Annotated in this window: 24 protein-coding genes; 16 read left to right on the top strand and 8 right to left on the bottom strand. The window is 60.8% G+C overall.

The genetic code is table 11. From position 1 onward, the window contains the following. The first annotated feature begins 1 nt into the window (after position 1). From cyoE to AN476_RS07300, 9 genes are all read left to right on the top strand, one after another. A complete protein-coding gene (cyoE, locus tag AN476_RS07260; protein WP_054460397.1) occupies positions 2-943 on the top strand; it encodes a heme o synthase in 942 nt (313 codons plus the stop codon). Between the two features lie 4 nt (positions 944-947). Continuing rightward, positions 948-1112 carry a hypothetical protein gene (locus AN476_RS07265; protein WP_054460398.1) on the top strand — a complete coding sequence of 55 codons (165 nt, stop codon included), beginning with the start codon at positions 948-950 and terminating at the stop codon, positions 1110-1112. Then, a complete protein-coding gene (locus AN476_RS07270; protein ID WP_054460321.1) occupies positions 1112-1711 on the top strand; it encodes a cytochrome c oxidase assembly protein in 600 nt (199 codons plus the stop codon). The genes AN476_RS07265 and AN476_RS07270 overlap by 1 nt, the downstream gene beginning before the upstream one ends. Before the next feature lie 11 nt (positions 1712-1722). Then, a complete protein-coding gene (locus AN476_RS07275; protein ID WP_054460322.1) occupies positions 1723-2532 on the top strand; it encodes a cytochrome c oxidase subunit 3 in 810 nt (269 codons plus the stop codon). Positions 2533-2657: 125 nt separating this feature from the next. Further along, positions 2658-3332 carry an SURF1 family protein gene (locus AN476_RS07280; RefSeq protein WP_054460399.1) on the top strand — a complete coding sequence of 225 codons (675 nt, stop codon included), beginning with the start codon at positions 2658-2660 and terminating at the stop codon, positions 3330-3332. Positions 3333-3336: 4 nt separating this feature from the next. After that, a complete protein-coding gene (thrC, locus tag AN476_RS07285; protein WP_054460323.1) occupies positions 3337-4725 on the top strand; it encodes a threonine synthase in 1389 nt (462 codons plus the stop codon). A gap of 10 nt (positions 4726-4735) precedes the next feature. Beyond that, a complete protein-coding gene (locus AN476_RS07290; protein WP_054460324.1) occupies positions 4736-5998 on the top strand; it encodes a pitrilysin family protein in 1263 nt (420 codons plus the stop codon). Next, the gene (locus AN476_RS07295; RefSeq protein WP_054460325.1) at positions 5998-6582 is read left to right on the top strand and encodes a GNAT family N-acetyltransferase; all 585 of its coding nucleotides are present in this window, start codon (positions 5998-6000) and stop codon (positions 6580-6582) included. The genes AN476_RS07290 and AN476_RS07295 overlap by 1 nt, the downstream gene beginning before the upstream one ends. A 252-nt stretch (positions 6583-6834) precedes the next feature. Next, positions 6835-8289: an FAD-binding oxidoreductase gene (locus AN476_RS07300; RefSeq protein WP_054460326.1), complete on the top strand. Its 1455-nt coding sequence runs from the start codon at positions 6835-6837 to the stop codon at positions 8287-8289. 198 nt (positions 8290-8487) lie between these two features. On the opposite strand, the gene AN476_RS07305 is transcribed toward AN476_RS07300, so the two are convergent. From AN476_RS07305 to AN476_RS07325, 5 genes are all read right to left on the bottom strand, one after another. Then, positions 8488-9027, bottom strand: a complete 540-nt coding sequence (locus AN476_RS07305; RefSeq protein ID WP_054460327.1) for an adenine phosphoribosyltransferase — start codon at positions 9025-9027, stop codon at positions 8488-8490. Between the two features lie 140 nt (positions 9028-9167). Then, a complete protein-coding gene (locus AN476_RS07310; RefSeq protein ID WP_054460328.1) occupies positions 9168-9800 on the bottom strand; it encodes a LysE family translocator in 633 nt (210 codons plus the stop codon). A gap of 59 nt (positions 9801-9859) precedes the next feature. Next, positions 9860-10870 carry a DUF418 domain-containing protein gene (locus tag AN476_RS07315; RefSeq protein WP_054460400.1) on the bottom strand — a complete coding sequence of 337 codons (1011 nt, stop codon included), beginning with the start codon at positions 10868-10870 and terminating at the stop codon, positions 9860-9862. Between the two features lie 117 nt (positions 10871-10987). Next, on the bottom strand, positions 10988-11851 hold the full coding sequence (locus AN476_RS07320; protein ID WP_054460402.1) for an S-methyl-5'-thioadenosine phosphorylase: 864 nt from the start codon (positions 11849-11851) through the stop codon (positions 10988-10990). Between the two features lie 164 nt (positions 11852-12015). Then, the gene (locus AN476_RS07325; protein ID WP_054460329.1) at positions 12016-12444 is read right to left on the bottom strand and encodes a helix-turn-helix domain-containing protein; all 429 of its coding nucleotides are present in this window, start codon (positions 12442-12444) and stop codon (positions 12016-12018) included. Between the two features lie 74 nt (positions 12445-12518). On the opposite strand from AN476_RS07325, the gene AN476_RS07330 reads away from it, so the two are divergent. Then, positions 12519-13019, top strand: a complete 501-nt coding sequence (locus AN476_RS07330; protein ID WP_054460330.1) for a DUF2938 family protein — start codon at positions 12519-12521, stop codon at positions 13017-13019. A gap of 122 nt (positions 13020-13141) precedes the next feature. After that, the gene (locus AN476_RS07335) at positions 13142-14785 is read left to right on the top strand and encodes a SulP family inorganic anion transporter (RefSeq protein ID WP_054460331.1); all 1644 of its coding nucleotides are present in this window, start codon (positions 13142-13144) and stop codon (positions 14783-14785) included. A 113-nt stretch (positions 14786-14898) separates the two neighbouring features. Here the strand turns inward: AN476_RS07335 and AN476_RS07340 are convergent, their stop codons facing one another. Together AN476_RS07340 and AN476_RS07345 are read right to left on the bottom strand one after the other, a co-directional pair. Next, positions 14899-15540 carry a CatB-related O-acetyltransferase gene (locus AN476_RS07340; RefSeq protein ID WP_054460332.1) on the bottom strand — a complete coding sequence of 214 codons (642 nt, stop codon included), beginning with the start codon at positions 15538-15540 and terminating at the stop codon, positions 14899-14901. 9 nt (positions 15541-15549) lie between these two features. Then, positions 15550-16155, bottom strand: a complete 606-nt coding sequence (locus AN476_RS07345; RefSeq protein WP_054460333.1) for a flavin reductase family protein — start codon at positions 16153-16155, stop codon at positions 15550-15552. Positions 16156-16247: 92 nt separating this feature from the next. Here AN476_RS07345 and AN476_RS07350 point away from each other — a divergent pair, with 92 nt between their 5' ends. From AN476_RS07350 to AN476_RS07365, 4 genes are all read left to right on the top strand, one after another. Then, positions 16248-16790: a GNAT family N-acetyltransferase gene (locus AN476_RS07350; RefSeq protein ID WP_054460334.1), complete on the top strand. Its 543-nt coding sequence runs from the start codon at positions 16248-16250 to the stop codon at positions 16788-16790. Between the two features lie 57 nt (positions 16791-16847). Then, positions 16848-17615 carry an EcsC family protein gene (locus tag AN476_RS07355; RefSeq protein WP_054460335.1) on the top strand — a complete coding sequence of 256 codons (768 nt, stop codon included), beginning with the start codon at positions 16848-16850 and terminating at the stop codon, positions 17613-17615. Positions 17616-17757: 142 nt separating this feature from the next. Next, positions 17758-18306 (top strand): DUF1178 family protein, encoded by a 549-nt coding sequence (locus tag AN476_RS07360; protein ID WP_054460336.1) that lies wholly within the window; start codon positions 17758-17760, stop codon positions 18304-18306. Positions 18307-18384: 78 nt separating this feature from the next. Further along, a complete protein-coding gene (locus AN476_RS07365) occupies positions 18385-19026 on the top strand; it encodes an SDR family oxidoreductase (protein WP_054460337.1) in 642 nt (213 codons plus the stop codon). Between the two features lie 127 nt (positions 19027-19153). Here the strand turns inward: AN476_RS07365 and AN476_RS07370 are convergent, their stop codons facing one another. Beyond that, a complete protein-coding gene (locus AN476_RS07370) occupies positions 19154-20938 on the bottom strand; it encodes a trypsin-like peptidase domain-containing protein (RefSeq protein WP_054460338.1) in 1785 nt (594 codons plus the stop codon). A 327-nt stretch (positions 20939-21265) separates the two neighbouring features. Between AN476_RS07370 and AN476_RS07375 the strand changes: the two genes are divergently transcribed. Further along, the gene (locus AN476_RS07375; RefSeq protein ID WP_054460404.1) at positions 21266-22201 is read left to right on the top strand and encodes a glycine--tRNA ligase subunit alpha; all 936 of its coding nucleotides are present in this window, start codon (positions 21266-21268) and stop codon (positions 22199-22201) included. The last annotated feature ends 19 nt before the right edge of the window (positions 22202-22220 follow it).

Here is a 22220-nt window from a genome sequence, read left to right on the forward strand (position 1 = left end):
GATGAGCGACGCAAGCATCAACGCCAGCACTCCCCGTGAAGACGAGGCCAGCTTTGGCGATTATTTCGCCCTGCTGAAGCCGCGGGTGATGTCATTGGTGGTTTTTACCGCCTTTGTTGGCCTGCTAGCGGCCCCTGTAGGCGTGCATCCGGTGATTGGCTTTTGCGCCGTCTTGTTCATCGCAATCGGTGGCGGTGCCTCTGGCGCGCTGAACATGTGGTGGGATGCGGATATCGACCAGGTGATGAAACGCACCAAGTCGCGCCCCATTCCCGCCGGTAAGGTCGAGCCAGGCGAAGCCTTGAGCCTTGGTCTGGCGCTGTCGGGGCTGTCGGTGATTATGCTGGCGCTGGCGACCAATATCTTTGCAGGTGCCTTCCTTGCCTTCACCATCTTCTTTTATGTGGTGATCTATACCATGTGGCTGAAGCGGGCGACGCCGCAGAATATCGTCATCGGCGGCGCAGCCGGAGCCTTCCCACCCGTGATCGGCTGGATTGCTGCCACCGGCACCATGTCGGTTGAGCCCTGGTTGATGTTTGCCCTGACCTTCATGTGGACACCGCCGCATTTCTGGGCCCTGTGCCTGTTCATGCGCTCGGACTACGATGATGCCGGAGTGCCAATGCTGACTGTGACCCATGGCCGTCCGGCAACGCGGGTTCACATCCTGGTCTATACCGTCCTCCTGGCCATCCTGGCTGTTGGCACTGCCTTTTCGGGCATCGGTGGTCCGATCTATCTGGCCGTTGCCCTGGTGATGAACGCCCTGTTCCTTCTGGGGGCCTGGAAGATTTCGCGCCGCAACGAGGAGATCTCCGAAGAGGATGATTTCAAGGTTGAGCGCAGCTTTTTCAAACTTTCGCTGCTCTACCTGTTTTTGCACTTTGGTGCGATTCTGGTCGAAGCCAGCCTGAAACCTTATGGACTTGGAGGCTGGTAAAGACATGGCTTTGAACAAGGAACACGATCTGCACAAACGTCGCTTTGGCCGCAACTTGGGCGTTGGCCTGCTCTTGGGTAGCTTTGTCGTGCTGGTACTGGCCCTGACCATGGTCAAGGTGACATCCAACGGCTTCCAGTTCCCGCAGACACAAGGCACGCAAGACTGATGGCGATGCAGGGGCCACAAAAAACGGTTCTGCAACTGGTGGCAGTTGTCCTGACCATGGGCGCGCTGTCCTGGGCCTCGGTGCCGTTTTACGACTGGTTCTGCCGGGTGACGGGCTTTGGCGGCGTCACTGGCGTGGCCACCGAAGGATCCGACACCGTTCTGGATCAAACCATCACGGTGCGCTTTGACGCCTCCAAGGAGCGCGATTTTGCCTGGGAGTTCAAACCCGTGCAGCGCGAAATGGAGATCAAGATCGGCGATACCGGTCTGGCCTTTTACGAGGCATACAATCCGACGGACCGGCCCGTTGCGGGCCAGGCCTCTTACAATGTGACCCCCTATGCGGCGGGTGCATTCTTTGAAAAAATCGACTGCTTCTGCTTTACCGAGCAGGTGCTGCAACCAGGGGAGCGGGTGGAAATGCCCGTGACCTTCTTTGTCGACCCGGAAATCGTTACCGACCGGGACGGAAAATTCGTGCATACGATTACGCTTTCGTACACGTTTTATGAAATCGATCTGCCCGAGGGCTACGCGGCTCTCGACGCCGGGGAAAACACCGGGGCAGATCTAACCACGAACCAGGCCGACGGGTGAGGGACACTTAAATGGCGCACGCTAAAAATCACGATTTTCACATTCTGCCTCCATCAATTCTGCCGCTTATGGCAGCTGTTGGCGGTTTCATCATGCTCTTCGGTGCCGTTCTTTGGATGCAGGGAATCACGGCTTGGATGTTCTGGATCGGCTTTGCTCTGACCATCTACACCTCTTTTGCCTGGTGGTCCGAAATGGTCACAGAGGCACGTCAGGGCGACCACGCACCTGTTGTCCGCATTGGGCTGCGCTACGGGTTCATCCTCTTTGTGATGTCCGAAGTCATGTTCTTCTTTGCCTGGTTCTGGTCGTTTTTCAAACACGCGATGTACCCGATGGAAGAATACATCGGCTCTGAATATGTGACGCCAGAGATCTATGCGGTGGACCCGTTCCACCTGCCTCTGATCAACACGCTGGTGCTGCTGCTCTCCGGGTGTGCCGTGACCTGGGCGCACCACGCTCTGGTGCACAACAATGACCGCAAGGCGCTGATCCAGGGTCTGTCCATCGGTATCGTCCTGGGCATCTTTTTCACCTTCCTGCAGGGCTATGAATACGCGCACCTGCTGCACGAAGGCTGGCAGTTTGGCGGCGATGAGTTCTATTCCAACTTCTTCATGGCCACCGGCTTCCACGGCTTCCACGTTCTTCTGGGCACCATCTTCCTCATCGTCTGCCTGATCCGCGCGATGAAGGGCGATTTCACCCCAGAGCAGCACGTCGGTTTTGAGGCCGCAGCCTGGTACTGGCACTTCGTTGACGTTGTCTGGCTGTTCCTGTTCTTCGCAGTCTACCTCTGGGGCACTTCCGGCCTGTAAGAGGTATCTGGCCTTCGGGAGAATGTACCGGGTACATGTTTGAGGTTTCAAAACCGGAAAACAGACCGTATCAAGCACAGCGCATGGGGAAACTCATGCGCTGTTTTTTTGGCAACGGAACGGATATGCAACGAGCATCCTTTTTTCTGTGGATTGGCGGGCTGGGCCTCGTGGTCCTGCTGGGCCTTGGCACCTGGCAGATGCAGCGTCTGGCTTGGAAAGCCGGGCTGTTGCACACCATTGAAACACGTATCACCGCGGCGCCGGTTGCCGTGCCGCAAAGCCCAAGCGAGGCGCTGGATCGCTACCGGGCTGTCACCGCTAAGGGCCTGATTGGCGACCAGGAACTGCATGTGTTTTGGGTCACCAAACAGGCTGTGACCGGCTACCGGGTGATTTCGGCCCTTGAAACCGATGGTGGTCGCCGCTTGTTACTGGACAGGGGCTTTATCCCAGCAACCGACAAGAACAGCCCACGCAATTCTGGCGCTATTTCGGTTACGGGCAATCTCTTGTGGCCGGATGAGGGCGACTGGACGACGCCCGCGCCCGAAGTCGAGGCCAATATCCTCTATGCTCGCGATCTTGCCTATATGGCCGAGCAGTTGCGCACCGAGCCAGTTCTGATTGTTGCCCGCAGCCTCTCGCCTGAAACAGCCGTGACACCGCAGGGGGTGACATCGGCGGGCATCCCGAACAACCACTTGCAATATGCGATCACCTGGTTTTCGCTGGCCTTTATCTGGGCTGCGATGACCGCCTCTTTTCTATGGCGTTCCCGCGCCAAATCCGAAGGCTGAAGCGATGAAATATATCTCTACCCGTGGGCAGGCGCCCGAGCTGACTTTTGAAGAGGCCATGCTGACTGGTCTGGCCCGTGACGGCGGATTATACGTCCCAGCCGAGATCCCACAGATGAGCCGTGCAGAGATCGCAGCCCTGTCCGGCCTTTCATACGAGGAAACCGCCTTTCGGGTGATGAAGCCCTTCATTGGCGATTGCTTCACGGAGGAAGAGTTCCGCGGCATCATCGCGCGTGCCTATGCAGGTTTCGGCCATGCCGCCCGCGCCCCGCTGAAACAGCTGGCGCCCAATCATTTCCTGCTTGAGCTGTTCCATGGGCCCACGCTGGCCTTCAAAGACTTTGCTATGCAGCTGATTGGCCAGCTGTTCCAGGTGGCGCTGGAACGCCGTAATGAGCGCGTGACCATCGCCGGGGCCACCTCGGGCGATACTGGATCAGCGGCCATGGAGGCCTTTCGCGGCCTCAGCAATGTGGATGTCTTTATCCTGTATCCCCATGGCCGTGTGTCCGAGGTGCAGCGCCGCCAGATGACCACCCCTGCGGACAAAAACGTGCATGCCTTGGCGCTGGATGGCGATTTCGACGATTGTCAGGCGCGGGTCAAAGACATGTTCAACCACTTTGAGTTCCGCGATGGTGTTAAACTTGCCGGGGTGAACTCGATCAATATCGCCCGGGTTCTGGCGCAGGTGGTCTATTATTTCTCTTCCGCCGTGTCGCTAGGCGCGCCCGCGCGCGAGGTGAGCTTTACCGTGCCCACCGGTAACTTTGGCGACATTTTTGCGGGCTATATTGCCAAGCAGATGGGCCTGCCGATCAAGGATCTGGTGGTGGCGACCAACCAAAACGACATCCTGCACCGCTGCCTGGAGGGCAAAGGCTATCATAAGGGCGATACCGTACCGTCGATCTCTCCCTCGATGGACATCCAGGTCTCGTCGAACTTTGAACGCGCTCTCTATTTTGCCTATGACAAGGATGCGAGCGCGGTGGCGCAGCTGATGGAAGAGCTGAAGGCTGGCGGTTTTGAGGTCAGCCAGGGCGCCATGCAGGCCCTGTCGGAAACCTACAAATCCGGCCGTGCCTCGGAAGAGGAAACTCTGGCAACCATAAAGTCCGAACTGGCCGCTTCGGGGGAGCTGTTGTGCCCCCACGGCGCGGTTGGGGTAAAGGTCGCAGCCGAGCAGCGCCAGGCGGATGTGCCGATGATCACCCTGGCCACAGCGCACCCCGCCAAGTTCCCGGCGGCGGTGGAACAGGCTTCGGGGCAATATCCGGACTTGCCTGACCGTATGGCAGATCTGTATGAGCGGGATGAACGGGTCACGCAAATTGCCAATGATCTGACCACAATCGAAGACCATATCAGAAAGAATATCGCAGAATGAGATCTATTCAGTGAGCGTCCAGCAGCATCAACTGGCCAATGGCTTTCGCATCGTGACGGAGGCCATGCCGGGTCTGCAATCCGCCTCGATCGGGATCTGGGTCACTGCGGGGGGGCGCAACGAGCGGCTCGAGCAGAACGGCATTGCGCATTTTCTGGAGCATATGGCCTTTAAGGGCACCGAGAAGCGCTCGGCCTTGCAGATCGCCGAGGCGGTTGAGGATGTGGGCGGCTATATCAACGCCTATACCTCGCGCGAGGTAACCGCCTATTACGCGCGGGTGCTCAAGGATGATGTGCCGCTGGCCCTGGATGTTCTGGCGGATATTCTGCGCAATCCGGTGTTTGATCCCCGCGAGATCGAGGTGGAGCGCGGGGTGATCCTGCAGGAGATCGGCCAAGCTTTGGACACGCCGGACGATGTGATCTTTGACTGGTTGCAGGAGCAGAGCTACCACGACCAGCCGCTGGGGCGCACTATTCTGGGCCCGGCTGAACGGGTCAGCGCCTTTAATCGTGAGGATCTGACGCAGTTTGTTTCTGAACACTATGGTCCGGGGCAGATGATACTGTCAGCAGCGGGTGCGGTGGATCACGCGGCGCTGGTCAAACTGGCCGAAGACCTGTTTGGCGATATGACCGCACGGCCTTCACTGGTGATGGAACCTGCCCAGTTTACTGGGGGCGAGGCGCGCCACGTCAAGGATCTGGAGCAGGCCCATTTTGCCCTCTCCTTTGAAAGCCCCGGCTACCGGGATGAGGCGATCTATACCGCGCAGATCTATTCGGCAGTGATGGGCGGTGGCATGTCCAGCCGTCTGTTCCAGGAAGTGCGCGAAAAACGCGGGCTGTGCTATTCCATCTTTGCCCAGGCCGGGGCCCATGCGGATACTGGCAGCACCACGATTTATGCCGGCACCTCGGGCGACCAGGTTGAAGAATTGGCCCATATCACCGTGGATGAGATGAAGCGCGCAGCGTCGGATATGTCGGACGCAGAGGTCGAGCGCGCCCGGGCCCAGATGAAGGCCGGCATGTTGATGGGCCTGGAAAGCCCCACCAACCGGGCTGAGCGTCTGGCGCGTCTGGTGCAGATCTGGGACCGGGTGCCGGCGCTTGAGGAAACGGTGAAACTGATCGATGCGGTCAGCACCGAAGATGTGCGCGCCATGGCGGAACAGCTGGCGGTGCAGGCGCCCTCAGCGATGGCGCTTTATGGTCCGGTTGCGGGGGCCCCGAGCCTGGACGCTCTGCAGGAGCGCCGTGTTGCCTGATGTTGCTGGGACGTCGCAAACTTCGACTTGAGACCGAGCGTCTGACGCTGCGCCCGCCAGTGCATTCGGATTTTCAGGCCTGGGCGGCCCTGCGGCTGCAAAGCCGGGACTATCTGACCCCCTGGGAGCCTGCCTGGGCGCCGGATCATCTGGGGCGCAAGAGCTTTACCAACCGGGTCTACTGGGCGCAGCGCTCGGTCTCTGGGGGGACGGCGCTACCGCTGTTTCTGATCCGGCGCGAGGATCAGGTGATCCTGGGGGCCATTACCCTGGACAATATTCGCCGTGGCCCGGCCATGGCCGGCACGCTTGGCTACTGGACAGGGCAGCCCTTTGGGCGGCAGGGCTATATGCGGGAGGCCATTGGCGCGGTGGTGCATTACGCCTATGGCAAGCTGGATCTCAGTCGTATTGAGGCTGCCTGCCTTCCGGAGAACGCGGCATCGCGCGGTTTGTTGGAAAAGTCCGGATTCAAATACGAAGGCGTGGCCCAGTCCTATCTGCAAATCGACGGGCGCTGGCGGACCCATGTGCTCTATGCGGCACTTCGCCATGACCGACGGGGCCGCACCCAAGTAGGATAGGGGTCGAAGAGCGCGGGGCGGTGGAATATTGTGGTGTTGGGGACCACCAAAAGGGGGGCTCCCGCCTCCTTGGCGACAATCCGAGGCTCTGCGGCCCCGGATTGTCACGCAGAGTTGGGCCCGGCGCCGCGCTGTCGCGCGGCGCGGTTGCGCAGTTTGGTGAGCCTTGGGCTGCACCTTTCCACCGTGCTCTTCTTAGGTCGAGATGCGAGAAGGGCTTGCCTTGTGGCTTTGGATTAGAGATGCAAGGGCATGCGTTATACACCTGCCGATCCCGCCTTTGCCGCCAGCCTGTCCGCCGACCTGCCAGAGGGCGTTCTGGCCCCCTGTGAACCAAGATACCTGGAGGAGCCACGCGGGCGTTATCAGGGGCAGGCCGGGATCTTGGCCAAGCCGAGCAATACCGAGCAGGTGGCGATGCTTCTGCGGGCTGCCAATGCCGCGCGGGTGCCGGTGGTGCCCTATGGTGGCGGCACCGGGCTGGTTGGGGGGCAGGTGAAGCCTGACGGGGCCGCGCCGCTGCTGCTATCCTTGGAGCGCATGACCAAAATTCGTGCAGTCTACCCAGAAGAAAACGTCATTCTGGCCGAGGCCGGCGCCATTCTCGCTGATGTGCAGGCTGCTGCCTTGGCACAGGACCGCCTGTTTCCGCTGTCCTTGGCGGCAGAGGGCACAGCGCGGATCGGTGGCAATCTGGCGACCAATGCCGGCGGGGTAAATGTACTGCGCTACGGCAATGCTCGGGAGCTCTGTCTGGGGCTGGAGGCGGTCTTGCCAAGCGGCGAGATCTGGAATGGGCTCACCCGGCTGCGCAAGGACAACACTGGCTATGACCTGCGCAATCTGTTGATTGGCTCCGAGGGCTCCCTAGGGGTGATCACTGCGGCGGCGTTGAAACTCTCGCCAGTTCCGGCGCAGCAAGGGGTGGCGCATTTTGTGGTGCCCTCACCAGAGGCGGCGATTGCGCTGCTTGCCCTGGCACGAGACCAGCTGGGCGAGGTGGTGAGCGCCTTTGAACTGATGCATCGCCAGGGGCTCGAGTTTTTGGCACGGCACCTGCCTCAGCTGCGCCAACCCTTTGCTACGGCGCCGGAATGGTCGGTTCTGATCGATCTAGGGCTGTCCCGGGGCCAAGATCCGGTGCAGGCCCTATCGGATCTGTTCGAGGCAGCGCTTGAGGCCGGATTGGCCGAGGACGGGGTGATTGCCCAGTCAAAGGCGCAGGCAGAGGCGCTGTGGGCGGTGCGCGAACAAATCCCGGAGGCGAACCGGCTGGTGGGGTCGATTTCCAGCCATGATATCTCGGTGCCGATCTCGGCCATCCCCGAGTTCATACGCCGGGGGGGCGCGGCAATTGCGGCACTGGGAGAGGGGGACATGCGGGTGAATTGCTTTGGCCATCTGGGCGATGGCAATCTGCATTATAATGTCTTTCCGGCCGAAGCGAAATCCCGTGGTGACTATGAGGGGCTGCGGGAGGCGGTAAAAACCCTTGTGCATGAGTTGGTGCTGGAAATGGGCGGCTCCTTTAGCGCGGAACATGGTGTTGGTCGGATGAAGGTTGCAGATCTTCAGCGTTATGGCGATCCGGTGAAGGTCGCAATGATGCGCGGGATCAAACAGGCTCTGGACCCGCGGGGGATCATGAACCCGGGGGCAGTACTGCCCGCGCAAGAGGACGGAGGTCTAAGTAAAGCGTCCAAGTAAAGGGAGGGCTCCCGCGCAGCCTTCTCCCTCCTGTAAGGAGGAAGGCCTGCTTGGGCCCGGCGCCGCGCTGGAGCGCGGCGCGCCTTTTGGGCTCTTTGAGCCCAAAAGGCCATGCCCAACGGGAAGGAGACATTGTAATGGCGACCTGACGGGCGGGAGGACCACCTGCGAAGAGGCGATTGGCAGGCCTTTGGTGGCTTATTCGCCCTCAAACTCACAGAGCACATGGACATCCATGCCCAGGTCTTCCAGCACCCTGCGCCCGCCGAGATCGGGCAGGTCGACGATGAAGGCGCAGGAGATGATTTCTCCTCCCAGCCGTTCAATCAGCTTGATACCGGCAGAGGCCGTGCCGCCTGTGGCCAGGAGATCATCCACCACCAGCACCTTTTCACCGGGCTGGATCGCATCCTCGTGGATCTCAACAATGGCCTCACCGTACTCCAGTTTGTACTCCTGGCTCAGGGTGCGCCCGGGCAGCTTGCCCTTCTTGCGGATCGGCACGAAGCCAACGCTCAGCTGGTGGGCAATGGCGCCACCCATGATAAAGCCACGGGCCTCCAGCCCGACCACCTTGTCGATCCGCTCTCCGGCATAGGGGTGCAGCATCTGGTCGATGGCCATGCGAAACCCACGCGGATCAGCAAAAAGCGTGGTGACATCGCGGAACATGATGCCCTCGTGCGGGAAATCAACGATGGTGCGGATATAGTCTTTCACAGAGGTCTTTTTGGGCATGGAGAGGCTTTCTCTTGCGTGGCGGATCTGTGCCGGACGGCAGGAGAGTGGTTATAGACTGCCATTCAGGTCCCGGCCAGCAGGGTTTGACCCAAGCTATCCCAGCTTGCAAGGGGCAAGCGGGGATCCTGTCCGAAATGTCAGGCGGGGCGGCGCAGCAGGGCCGTGGCCAACCCCATGGCCACCAGCGCCGCGCCGCCAACCCGTGTCAGATTGGCTGTGGTCCGCGGGCGGGCGACCCAGAGCCGCAGGCGATCGGCCAGCAGCGCATAGGCCAGCGCATTGAGGCCGGCCAGTCCCACAAAGGTGGCAATCAGGATTGCAAACTGAGGGGCCAGCGCTTCGCTGGGCCGGATGAATTGGGGCACAAAGGCGATGAAGAAGGCAATGGATTTGGGGTTCAGGGCGGTGACTACGGCCGTGTGACCCAAAACACCGCCGGCCCGAACGGCCTCCGTGTTGGCCATATCTTCCAACCCTTTTGCGCCCGCAGCGCTGCGCCAGAGTTTGATTCCCAACCAGACCAGATAAGCCGCCCCGACCCATTTCAGGGCGGTGAACAAACTGGCCGAAGCCAGAACCAGCGCGCCAAGTCCGGCCAGAGAGGCGCTCATGGCGATGAGATCACCTATGGCCACACCAATGGCTGAGGCCACAGCAACCTGGCGGCCCTTAGAGAGGGCATAGCTCAGGACCAGCAAGACAGTCGGACCGGGGATCAGCAGCAAGGCCAGGGAGGCCGAGGCAAAGGCCAGCCAGAGCGAAAAATCCATGGGGGGCTCCTATGTTTCGGTCACAGCGGCGACAGCAAAGACAGCAGATTTGTTAGAGGTCAACGGAAAACTCCCGAGATACGGCGCAACAAAGCCTCGAGTGGGCCGCGTGCAGCCAGGAGGTTCCAGACCCAGCTGAGCACCATGGCAAGGGCACAAAAGCCGAGGCTGAAGCCAAATATGGCCTCTGGCGTGAGCGACCCATCCAGCTGCCCCATGGCTTCAAGCGTGCCCATGCCCAGGAGGATATGGGCCACATAGAGGCTGAGCGCCATACGCCCCGGTGCAGCCAGCCATTCCGCCAGTCCCAATCGGTCCAGCAGGTTGCTCAGTCGCAGCATCACGCCAATCACCACACAGGCACTGCCGCTGGCGGCGATCAGATAAAAGGGGCCTGGGGGGATGGAGGTGGTGCCAAAGAGCTCACGCAGCTCAGGGTCGGAGGTGAGCGGGCCGGGCAAGGTGGCCAGCAGGGCTGCGGCCAGGCCCCAAAGGATCAGACGATTTTGCACCAGCTTTTGCCCCAGATCCTGCCGCCCGACCCACATCCCCAGGAAAACAAAGCTCACCCAAGGGAAAACCGGATGCCAGCCGTTTAGAAACGCATGGCGCAAAAACCCTTCCGGGGTCCAGAAGTTCGAATAGACCAAGGTTTCCCAGTTCCAGTTGGCCTCATAGTCGAGCAGGACTATTCCCGCCATTCCAATCATGGCGGCGGCGAGGGCTGCCCATAGGAATATGCGAGAGGGCATGGCAAGAAAAGGTAGGGCGACCAGAAAATACAGTGCATAGTAATGCAGGATATCTGCCTCAAAAATCATCAGATTTGCCAGACCCAGGGCAAACAGGACAGCCGCCCGTGCCGCAATGACTCGTTTGGGCGTGCGGGTGAGGGTGAGGCCGATTCCGGCCATAATGACAAACAGGGCGGCGGCGCGCCCCTCTAGGCCATTGGTCAGGATGGAGGCAAAATCCGTGCCGGGTGTGACCTCAGCCGCGATGCGAAAATTCACCAGAACCATGCCGCAGAAGGCAAAAAAGCGGGCGATGTCCAATCCGTGAAGGCGCATGGTGTAGTGTACTCGCAGAAAACCTCTGGTTGCTTCTATCAAGGGGCGCAGGGGGGCAAAATAAAGGGGGCGGAAAAAAATTCCCGCCCCCTGTTGCATTTACTTTCCTGTGGAGGCTCAGCTCAGCACTCGGCCGGCCACAGCGTCCAGTTTTGCAAGCAGCGCAGGATCGCGTTTGTCCGGTGCAGTCATGATGGCGAATTCCAAGGCGCGATCACAGCCATGCGGGCAGGGCGCACGTTCCGTGCCAAGCAAGGCGGGCAAGCGGCGTACCAGCTCGCGGCCATTGCTGGAGTTGCCCTGCAGTGTCGCCAAGATATCGCTGATATCCACGGCCCCGTGTTCAGGGTGCCAGCTGTCGTAATCGGTGACCATGGCGATGGAGGCGTAGCAAAGCTCGGCCTCGCGGGCCAGTTTGGCCTCGGGCATATTGGTCATGCCGATGACATCGCACCCCCAGCTTTCGCGGTACATCTTGCTTTCGGCCATGGAGGAAAACTGCGGGCCCTCCATGCAAAGATAGGTGCCGCCGCGGTGCACCTTGATTCCCGCTGCCCTGGCCGCCTGCTCTGCGGCATCAGAGAGCCGTTGACAGGTCGGATGGGCGACGCTGACATGGGCGACACAGCCGGTGCCAAAGAAGCTTTTTTCGCGGGCGAATGTCCGGTCGATGAATTGATCGACAATGACAAAATCTCCCGGCGCCATTTCCTCGCGGAAGGAGCCGCAGGCGGAAACCGAGAACACATCCGTCGCCCCCAGCCGTTTCAGCGCGTCGATATTGGCGCGGTAAGGCACCTCGGTTGGAGAATGCACATGGCCGCGCCCATGCCGCGGCAGAAAGGCCATTTTGATACCATCGAGGCTGCCGGTGAGGATCTGATCAGAAGGCGCGCCCCAGGGGGTCTCAACAGAGACCCATTTGGCACCTTCCAGACCATCAATGTCGTAAATGCCGGACCCGCCGATCACGGCGATCATGGTGTCCCGGGGTTCGGAGATCTGTGTCACGCGCTACACTCCTGTCTGTCGCTATTGTCACGAGTTGGTCTCAAGGGTTGTGCCTTTCTGCGCGCGGTTTGACAACCGCGCGGCCTCCGGCGGGAATATTTATTGAAAGGTGATAGAGCGTGCTGCCTTTCGGCCTATAGTTTTTGCCTCTCGGCACTGGTCCAGGTCAGAGCCTCTGCCATCATGTTTCGAAAGGTTGGGCATTCGGCGTGACTTGGGGCGGTGCATTTGGCCACATGACGCAGGGCGCGCGACAGCAGGGTAAGTTGGCGAATGCGGTGGTCAACCTCATCAGCGCGTTGGGAAATGCGATTCCGCTCCAGCTGGAAGGTTGCTGCGCTTGTAGAGGACGGGCCCAGGGTCTCGGCGATGTCCTGCAGGGAAAACCCGGCGCGCTGGCCCAGGCTCACCAGGGCAAGGCGGTCGAGGACCGAGGCATCGTATTGGCGCCGCAATCCCTTGCGGCTGTCTGCCGCAATGATCCCGAGGCTTTCATAATAGCGCAGGGCTGAGGGTTTGACGCCACTGCGCCGGGCGACCTCGGCGATATCCAGAGATTTCATCCTTGACCTCAAGTCGGCTTGAATTTGCACAGAGAACACCTGTTGAAGCGATCCGTCAAGAAAAGGAGAACGGGATGAGCGAAGAATGGCAGGGTGTGGTCTGGAGTTTGGGAGTTGGGGTGAGCGCGACCCTGTTCATGGACGGGGTCGCCTGGCTGCGGGCGGGCCTGTTGGGGCAGCGGGGGCTGGACTGGGCGTTGGTCGGGCGCTGGTTGGGGCATCTCGCCCGGGGGCAATTGGTTCTTCCCTCTGCGCAGGCGGCTAGTCCGGTGCCATTTGAGCGGGCTTTGGGGTGGAGTTTTCACTATGGGGTCGGAGTGGGGTTGGCTGGGCTATTGTGGTGGCTGCTTCCTCAGGAAGGGCTGGATCAACCTCCACTGCTGTTGTGTGTTGGCTTTGATCTGGCAACGGTGCTGCTGCCGATGCTGACCCTGCAGCCGGGACTGGGCATGGGGCTGGCGGCGCGCAGGGCGCCACAGCCCTGGCTGGCGCGGCGGCGGAGCCTGCAGACACATCTCACCTTTGGGGTCGGGCTCTATTTGGGGGCTGAGCTGGTTGCGCAGCTCCTGGGGTGATGCATTTGTGGGCAGGTTAGGGGGGAGGAGGGCGGCAGGGCGCGGCTCGGCTCTTGTGCCAGGGGGGATTTTCGGCTAGGGGCGGGCTGCGAACCCAAGCTCCCCAATCACAGGTATTCCCCATGAGACGCGCCGCCATGGCCCTGCTGGCCAATCGTATTTCCCCGCCCAACCTCTCGATTATGCAGGATGAGGGCTGGTCCGTTGGCCGGGTCCGCACCGAGCTCTTGTCTGGGCTGACCGTTGCTTTGGCTTTGGTGCCCGAGGCGGTGGCCTTTGCTTTTGTCGCCGGAGTGCATCCGCTGGTGGGGCTTTATGCGGCCTTTCTGGTTGGGCTGGTCACAGCGCTGATCGGGGGGCGTCCGGGAATGATCTCAGGCGCAACCGGTGCTTTGGCGGTGGTCATGGTGGCCCTGGTGGCCCAGCATGGGGTTGAGTATCTCTTTGCGACCGTGGTGCTGATGGGTGTGCTGCAGTTGATTGCAGGTGTGATGCATTGGGGCAAATTCATCCGCCTGGTGCCGCATCCGGTGATGCTGGGCTTTGTGAATGGCCTGGCCATTGTGATCTTTCTGGCGCAAATGACCCAGTTTAAGGTGCCAGGCACCAATGGCGCCGAGTGGCTGTCGGGTGTGCCCATGATGCTGATGCTGGGGCTGGTTGGTCTGACCATGGTGATCATCTGGGCGACGCCTAAGATCACTTCGATTGTTCCGGCACCTCTGGCGGGGATTGGCATTGTTGCGGTGCTGGTGATTGCTCTGGGTCTGGACGTGCCGCGCGTGGGCGATATGGCTTCGATCGAAGGCGGTTTGCCCTTTATCCATGTGCCCTTTGGTGAGGGCATTGGCATCTATGGCGATGCGCTGGCGCCCTTTACCTGGGAAACCTTTATGATCATCCTGCCCTATTCGGTGATCCTGGCGGCCATCGGATTGATTGAAAGCCTGCTGACCCTGAACCTGGTGGGGGAAATCACCGGCAAGCGCGGCGGCGCCAGCCAGGAGTGTATCGCGCAGGGCACCGCCAATGTGATCACGGGTTTCTTTGGCGGTATGGGGGGCTGTGCTATGATTGGCCAGTCGATGATCAACGTGAAATCTGGCGGACGTACGCGGATTGCCGGCATTTTTGCCGCGCTCTGCCTGCTGGCCTTTATCGTGGTGGCCTCGCCCTTGATCGAGCAAATTCCGCTGGCGGCCTTGGTTGGGGTGATGTTCATGGTGGTGATCGGTACCTTTGCCTGGAACAGCCTGAAAATCATGACCAAGGTGCCGCCGATGGATGCTTTTGTCATCGTGCTGGTGACTGTGGTGACGGTGATGAGCGATCTGGCGATTGCGGTTGTGGTCGGCGTGATTGTCTCGGCTCTGGCCTATGCTTGGAGCAATGCGCGCCGCATCCATGCCATCACCCGGGAGTCGGAAAGCGAGAAGGGCGCCAAGGTCTATGAGATCGAAGGGCCGCTGTTCTTTGGCTCAACGGACGGGTTCATCGAGCTGTTTGATGTGGAAAACGATCCCGACAAAGTGATTGTCGAATTTGGCCGTAGCCGGGTGGTTGATCAGTCGGCCCTTCAGGCGATTGAGGCTATCGCGGGCAAATATGAAGCGGCAGGCAAGACCCTGATGCTGCGCCACCTCAGCCGCGATTGTCATGAACTGTTGACCAAGGCTGGTCATCTGATGATCGACAGTGATGACGACCCGGAATATCAAGTTGCTGTGGATTATTCCGTCAAGACCGGAATTCTGGGCGGCCACTAGGCCTGGACGCAGATACTGTTGCTGAGCGGTCGCGCCCCTGACGGGGCGCGGCTGTTTTGCTTTATGGGGTTTGGGGTTCAGGTTCACCCAAGCAGCCGCTCCTGGGATCAGGGTTAATCTGGGGAGAGGTCTTCGAGCATGTCGAGATCGCCGGACAACAGCGCCGGTTCGGCGCGGGCCAATGCCTCGGGTGGCCAATGCCACCATTTCAGTGAGAGCAGGCGGGCGATCTGGGGTTTGGAAAAACGATAGCGCTGCACTGTGGCCGGGTTGCCTGTGACAATCCCATAGGGGGGCACGGTGCCGCGCACCACGGCTCCGGCGCCAATAATAGCGCCATCCCCGATGCGGGCCCCGGGCAGAACGAGGGCGCCATAACCGATCCAGACATCATGGCCGACCACGGTGTCACGCGTGTCGGGCTGGAAATCCGCCATCTGCGCCGGATCAAAGACCGGGAAGGGGTAGCAGCTGAGGCCGTCCTGGGCATGATTGGCAGAAGAGGTTATGAAGCGCACCCCATGGGCAATCTGACAGAAGCGGCCGATTACCAGGCGCTCGCGGGCGCCGGCAAAAAGATAGGGTGCAAGATGGCCGGCCCAGTCCTGCGGTGGCGCGAAATCCGAGGCATAGGTGAAGTCCCCGACCTGGATGTTTGGATGCTCAAGTGCGCGCGATAGCATCACGGTGCCGCCATGGGGCGCGCCGCTTGGCAGAATGATCGGATTACGCAGGGCAGGATTGGGAAGGGGCATCAGAGGACCTCAGTCATCGGGGCGGGCCAGAGAGAAGGTCTCGCGGACCACAGCGTAGTCGCGGTATCCCATCCGGGCCAGCGGCTGGAAACGGGTGACGTCAAAGATCCCGTCTTGCAGACAATCATCGCGCAGATGAATGCCGGTGACTTCGCCAAAGGCCACACGGTTTGCGGCTCCCGGCAGGGTGACGATCTGGGTCAGCCTGCATTCCAGCGCCGCCGGAGCATCTGCAATGCGGGCGCAGCTGATGGTGTCGCATTCCGCAGCAGTGAGGCCTGCATGGGAAAACTCATCCACCTCTTTGGGCAGGGTCTCGGAACTGGCATTCATCGCATCGCGCATCTCAAAAGCCACGATATTGACGCAGAAGACACCTGTTTCTTCGATATTGGCGAGGCTGTCTTTGGTGCCGGGCTGGTCATCCTTACTGCCGGTGGAGGCAAACATCACCTGCGGCGGCGTATAGGCAACACCGTTGAAAAAGGAATAGGGGGCCAGATTGTTGGTGCCATCCGCCGCGCGGGAGGAAATCCAGCCGATAGGGCGCGGCGTAATCAGGGCGTTAAAAGGGTTATGCGGCAACCCATGGCCGTCTTCGGGGCGGTAGAACATGGCGCGTCTCCAATTGTTTGCCCCAGGCTTACGCCCGTGCTAGGGCGATTTCCAGCCCCTTGAGGTGAGGGCAGGGACGGAGGCCGCAAGGCGTGATCGAACTTATGGCAGAACAGCCCGGCGACCGCTGGGAGGTGGAAGCGCTTTATGATTTGTGCTTTGCGCCGGGGCGAGAAGCCCTATCGTCTTACCGTTTGCGCGATGATGTGCCGCCCGTTGCGGGCTTGAGCCAGGTGGCGCGCGACGAGCTGGGCATTCTGGCAGGGGCGATCCGGTTCTGGCCTGTCCATATCGAAGAGGAAGGCGAAGCGATCTCCGCTGGCGCCAAGGCGCAGCCTGTGACGGCCCTGCTGCTGGGACCTGTGGCGGTGCATCCCACCCACCAGGGCGAGGGGCTGGGCGGCTCGTTGATCCGGGACAGTCTGGCCAAGGCCGCCGAGCAGGGCTGGGAGCGGGTGATGTTGGTGGGGGATGCCCCCTATTATCGCCGGTTCGGGTTCGAGCAGTTGCAGGATGTGGAAATGCCGCCCCCAACAAACCCTGAGCGGGTTTTGGGGCTGGCCGCGCAGTCTGGCGCCTGGGCGGGGGTCCGAGGCCGGGTCACACGGTGGCAAGGGGCGGCGCATCGCGCCTGAAGACCTTGAAACCGACGCTCTGGGGGCCAATCTCTATGGGGAGGGAGGCCAGGAGCGATGAGTGAGATTTTGCAAGAGCAGCGTAGGCTGTCCCCATCTGAGATTGAGGCAGAGCTGGATGCGCTGGCACGGCGCTACAGAAATGCAAGCGGTTTGGGAGTCAACCTGCTGAACGTGATCGGCGGACAGTTTGAGAGCCTTTTGGCGCAACTGCCTGCGGGCCCGCGTGGGCAGCTGGGACAGGCAACCGAGCAAGCACTGCACCTGGCCATGCAGGCGGCGCGTCACTCCCGCCGGATGGTGCCGGGCCAATCGCGCCGGGTCAACCGGCTGGTCAGCACCGCAATGGGCGCCGCTGGTGGCGCTGCCGGGCTGCCGGGGGCACTGGTTGAGCTGCCCGCCACCACCGCCTTTTTACTGCGTACGATCCAGGATGCCGCGGCAAGCCAGGGGTTTGACCCCAACGCGGAAAACGTGATGTTTGATTGTCTGCGGGTGTTTTCTTCCGCAGGTCCGCTGGCGCGGGATGACGGCAGCGACACGGCCTTTGTCTCGTTGCGCTTCAGCCTCTCGGGGCAGGCGCTCAATCAGGTCATCACCACCGTGGCGCCCCGTCTAGCCACGGCACTGGGGCATAAGCTGGCGGCGCAGTCGGTGCCCGTTCTGGGGGCGGCCGCAGGGGCCACAGTGAACTATGTTTATTCCGGCTATTACCATGAGGTTGCCTTGGTGCATTTTGGACTGCGCCGCTTGGCGATCGAGGCTGACCAGTCCGAGGGGCGTTTGTTGGAGGATTTTGTCGCCCGGCTGCCGTTGCAGCCCTAGGCGACACTCCCTTTAGGCAGAAATTTCTGTTACGGGGGGCTTAGGCTCTGGTCCTGGACCCAACAGGGCTGCGGCATAATTTCGCCTCTTGATCTTACATTTGTTGCCCCGCTATTCAGCAAAACCTGCTACGAGTAAGTGAATGATAAACTACAGCCTGAAATGCGCCCAGGGGCATAGCTTTGACAGCTGGTTCCAGTCTGCCTCTGCCTTTGACAAGCTGTCCGCAGCGGGTCTGGTGGTCTGTGCCTTTTGCGGCAGCACCGATGTTGAAAAAGCCATCATGGCGCCACGGGTGCGCACCGGGCGCAAGGCCGTGTCAGGGATCGGCGAGCCTGAGCGCCCCGCCCCTGAGCCCTCGCAGGCCTCTGTGGCGTCATCCTCAAACTCAGACATCACTGGAGCCGCCCCCGTAGCCACGCCGGAGAGCGGCCCAGGGGCCTTGAGCACTCCGAAGACGGGTGCGGCGGGAGAGATAGAAAAAGCCCTAGGGGAGTTCCGCCGCAAGGTCGAAGAAAACTCTGACTATGTGGGTAAGGATTTTGCCAGCGAGGCCCGGGCCATGCATCTGGGCGACTCGCCGGAACGCGCCATTCACGGAGAGGCCAAGCCGGAAGAGGCCAAAGCCTTGATCGAGGAGGGTATCCCAGTTTTGCCGCTGCCCTTTGGGCGGGGTCGCAAAACAAACTAGAGACCTGCAGGGATTGGCTCGCTAAAAGAGGTTAGGACTGAAATCTATTCGTTTTGACCACAGCCAAGGGGCAAATTTATGCATGTAGTGATCACTGGTGCCAATCGTGGAATTGGCCAGGAAATGGCCTCTCAGCTCGTGGCGGCGGGGCATGAGGTCACAGGAACAGCGCGCGATAGCTCCTGTGACGTGGCGCTGGATGTGACCGACCCGGCACAGCAGGGGCAGTTTGCCAGCGCCCTTGGACAGCGCCCGATTGATCTATTGGTCTGCAATGCCGGGGTCTATCTGGACAAGGGCATGTCTATGGAAAACTACACCACCGACATTTGGAGCCAGAGTATGGCGGCCAATGTGACCGGGGTGTTTCTGACTGTACAGGCGCTGTTGCCCAATCTGCGGCTGGGGACCAATCCAAAGATCGCAATCATCTCTTCGCAGATGGCCAGCCACGTTCGGGCCCCGGGGGGCAGCTATGCCTATCGGGCCTCCAAGGCGGCTGCGCTGAATCTGGGTCGCAACCTCTCCACCGATCTCAAACCCGAGGGCATAGCCGTTGGGATCTATCATCCCGGCTGGGTGCGCACCGAAATGGGGGGCGCAGAGGGGGACATCAGCGTTGAAGCCTCTGCCCGTGGGCTGCTGCAGGAATTTGATGTGCTGACGCTTGAGACCACTGGCTGTTTTCACACCTGGGATGGCCAGATCCACGCCTACTGACGCATCTGCCCGGTCAATTTGCCCGACGCGGACTTGCCCGAAACAAAAAGACGCTGGCGGAGCACCACCAGCGTCTTTTGTGCGACTGCCCCTCAGACTTGTCGGGGCCGCCTTTGGTTTTTAGGGCTTATTCCCAACAGCTGACCAGAACGGTCATGCCGGTTGCCCGCAGCACCAGCGCCTGGTTTGGCAGAGCGCTGCCTGCTGGCGCATGTGATGTGGCGCTCAGCCCAGCTGCCTCCATGGCGCTGCCGATGGCGGCGGCATTTACCGCAAAGCTGACATCACCTGGCAGCTGACGTCCCTCACCGGCCTGTGGCAGCAGCATGCCAAGCACCGCGCCGGATTTATCCACCACCGGGCCACCGGCATCACCGGGTTGGGCAGAAAGCTCCAGACGGGCGAGATTGGTATCGCCTTCCAGGCTCTTGATATCAGCCAGGGTGCCCCAGGTGAGGCTGGGTGCCCCCAGCACGCCCTCATAGGAGAACCCGGAAACGGCAATCTCGGACTGCAGGCGTGGGCTCTGTGGGCTCAGCTCGGCCACGGCCATTGGGGCCAGTGTCTGGCTGGGACGCAACAGCGCCAGGCCGGTCTGAGCATCTACAGCCAGAACTTCGGCAGGGTAGCCGTGATCAAGCGTGACCCTGGTGCAGCCCTGCACCACATCTGCAGTTGTCACGGCAACGCCATCTGTGCTGACAAAGAAGCCCGAGCGGGAGATCTTGGGCTTGCGGATTTCCAGCCCTGACAGCAGGTCGATGTTTTGCTGAATATCGGCTCCTGCGGCATCGTCCAGAACGCCCTCGGTGCGTTCAAAACTATCCTGCATAGCGGTCAGGACGCGGCTGCGGCGGGCGTAATCTCCGGCGGGCCAGATCAGGGTAAAGCCTTTGATCTCGCCATTCTTGAGGCTGGCCTGGGTAAAGGAGACAAAGCGGCTGTTGCGGCCTTCCAGGGTAAAGCTCTTGTCCTTACGTTCGCGCGGGCCTTCCAGAGGTACGATTTCCAGGGTCTGCATGATGTCATAGAGACCATAAAGCGTGCTCTTGTCACCGCGTTGGCTGATCAGCAGGACGCGGACACCCAGATCGCCTGCGGCGTCGTAATGGGCAAAGGGAGGCTCGTAGCGGTTAAAGGCAACTTCCCCAGCAGGAATTTCCATGGAAACCCCAGCGCGAGTGTCAGTGATGCGGCGCATGCCGACCGAAATCAGTGGCGCGTTGTAGTCATCCAGCAGGATCTGGCGCTGGGCCGTGGTGAGAACACCTGTGACCTCAAAGCCCTTGGCGGTCTGCCAGTCGGACATGGAGCGGCGGGTGCCGCGACCAAAGGCGCCATCAATGGCCGAATTGTAAAAACCTGCGGCCTTAAGGGCGATCTGCAGGTCCTTGCGCTCATCCCGGCTCAACCGTTGCTCGCTGCGGCGGGCCTCGGCACGGGTTTCATCCGGCAGGGCCGGGGCTGCGGGTTCGGCCACACTCACGGGCTCTTCCGCCTGGGTTGGTTCAGGCGTGGCGGTGGCTTCGGGCACCTGTACCGGCTGTGTTGCCTGGGCAGCGCCGTCGCCAAGCGGATAGAACTGATTACGCAGATTGTTGGGCAGGGCGATGAAACTGTCGCGGGGGATTTGGCCCTCGGCGCGGTAGACCTGCAGCACGCGGGTGGCGTCTTGCCGGGTGTAGGGGCCGATCAGCACCCCGTACCAGCCGCCGCCAAGCGAAAACCCGGCCACATCCGGGATCTTGGCGGCAAAGGCGCGGGCCTCTTGGTTGGCAGAGGCCAGGGTGGGGCGCGCCGCCACCTGGATCCAGACCGTATCCTGCGGGTTTTGCTGCGCCTGCGCTGGCGCAAGTAGAAGAATGGCAAGCGCATTGAACGACAGAAGCAATGCGGCAATCAGTTTTCTCATTATCAGGACCCTATCCCGGTAAACCAAATTATTGCCGCGCAGATAAACATTTTGCGGCGACAAAGGGAACGCCCCATGCGGGGGGGAATTCCTTACGTGATGCAGCAATCTGGTGATTATGGCCTTAATGCCACGGCGAAATGCAATGTTATGTCGTTCTGTTGCCTTCTTCCCCGGGGTCTGCGGCGCATTGCGCGCTTCTAGCCGTTGACCCTGCCGGGGGGCTTGCATAGGAAGAAACCCGCATTTGCAGCCAAGACGAGGGATTTGGACATGACCCAGACCGCCACAGAGACCACCGGCCAGAGTATCGGCCAGACTGGCGCGATGACCGCTGGCGTAGCCGGCTCCACTCCGCGCTCTTTTCAAGAGATCATCTTGCGGCTGCAAAGCTATTGGGCCGCCAAGGGCTGCGCCGTGATGCAGCCCTATGACATGGAAGTCGGGGCAGGGACCTTTCACCCGGCGACCACGCTGCGTTCGCTGGGCAGCAAGCCCTGGGCTGCGGCCTATGTGCAGCCTTCGCGCCGTCCCACCGATGGCCGCTACGGGGAAAACCCCAACAGGCTGCAGCATTACTACCAGTTTCAGGCGCTGATCAAACCCAGCCCGCCCAATCTGCAAGAGCTTTACCTTGGCAGCCTTGAGGCCATCGGCGTCGACATGGCGCTGCATGACATCCGCTTTGTCGAGGACGACTGGGAGAGCCCGACATTGGGGGCCTGGGGCCTGGGCTGGGAGGTCTGGTGTGATGGTATGGAAGTCAGCCAGTTCACCTATTTCCAGCAGGTTGGCGGCCATGATTGCCACCCGGTCTCGGGAGAGCTTACCTATGGTCTGGAACGCCTGGCCATGTATGTACTGGGGGTCGACCACGTGATGGACATGCCCTTCAATGACCCGGATGCGCCAATCCCGCTGACCTATGGTGATGTCTTCAAACAGACTGAAGAAGAATATGCCCGCTGGAACTTTGACGTGGCCAACACCGAAGTTCTGCTGCGCCATTTTGAAGAGGCCGAGGCCGAATGCGCTGCCATTCTGGCGCAGGAACACGAGGACCCCAAGACCGGCAAGCGCATCATCATGGCGCACCCGGCCTATGACCAATGCATCAAGGCCAGCCATATCTTTAACCTGCTGGATGCCCGCGGGGTGATCTCGGTCACCGAACGTCAGGCCTATATTGGCCGGGTGCGTAATCTGGCCAAACAATGCGCCGATGCCTTTGTTTTGACCGAAGCTGGCGGCCACGCGGCCTAAGCTACGCGTTTTGCACATC

Origin of the sequence: Phaeobacter sp. 11ANDIMAR09 (assembly GCF_001294455.1) — a bacterium.
GTDB lineage: Bacteria > Pseudomonadota > Alphaproteobacteria > Rhodobacterales > Rhodobacteraceae > Pseudophaeobacter.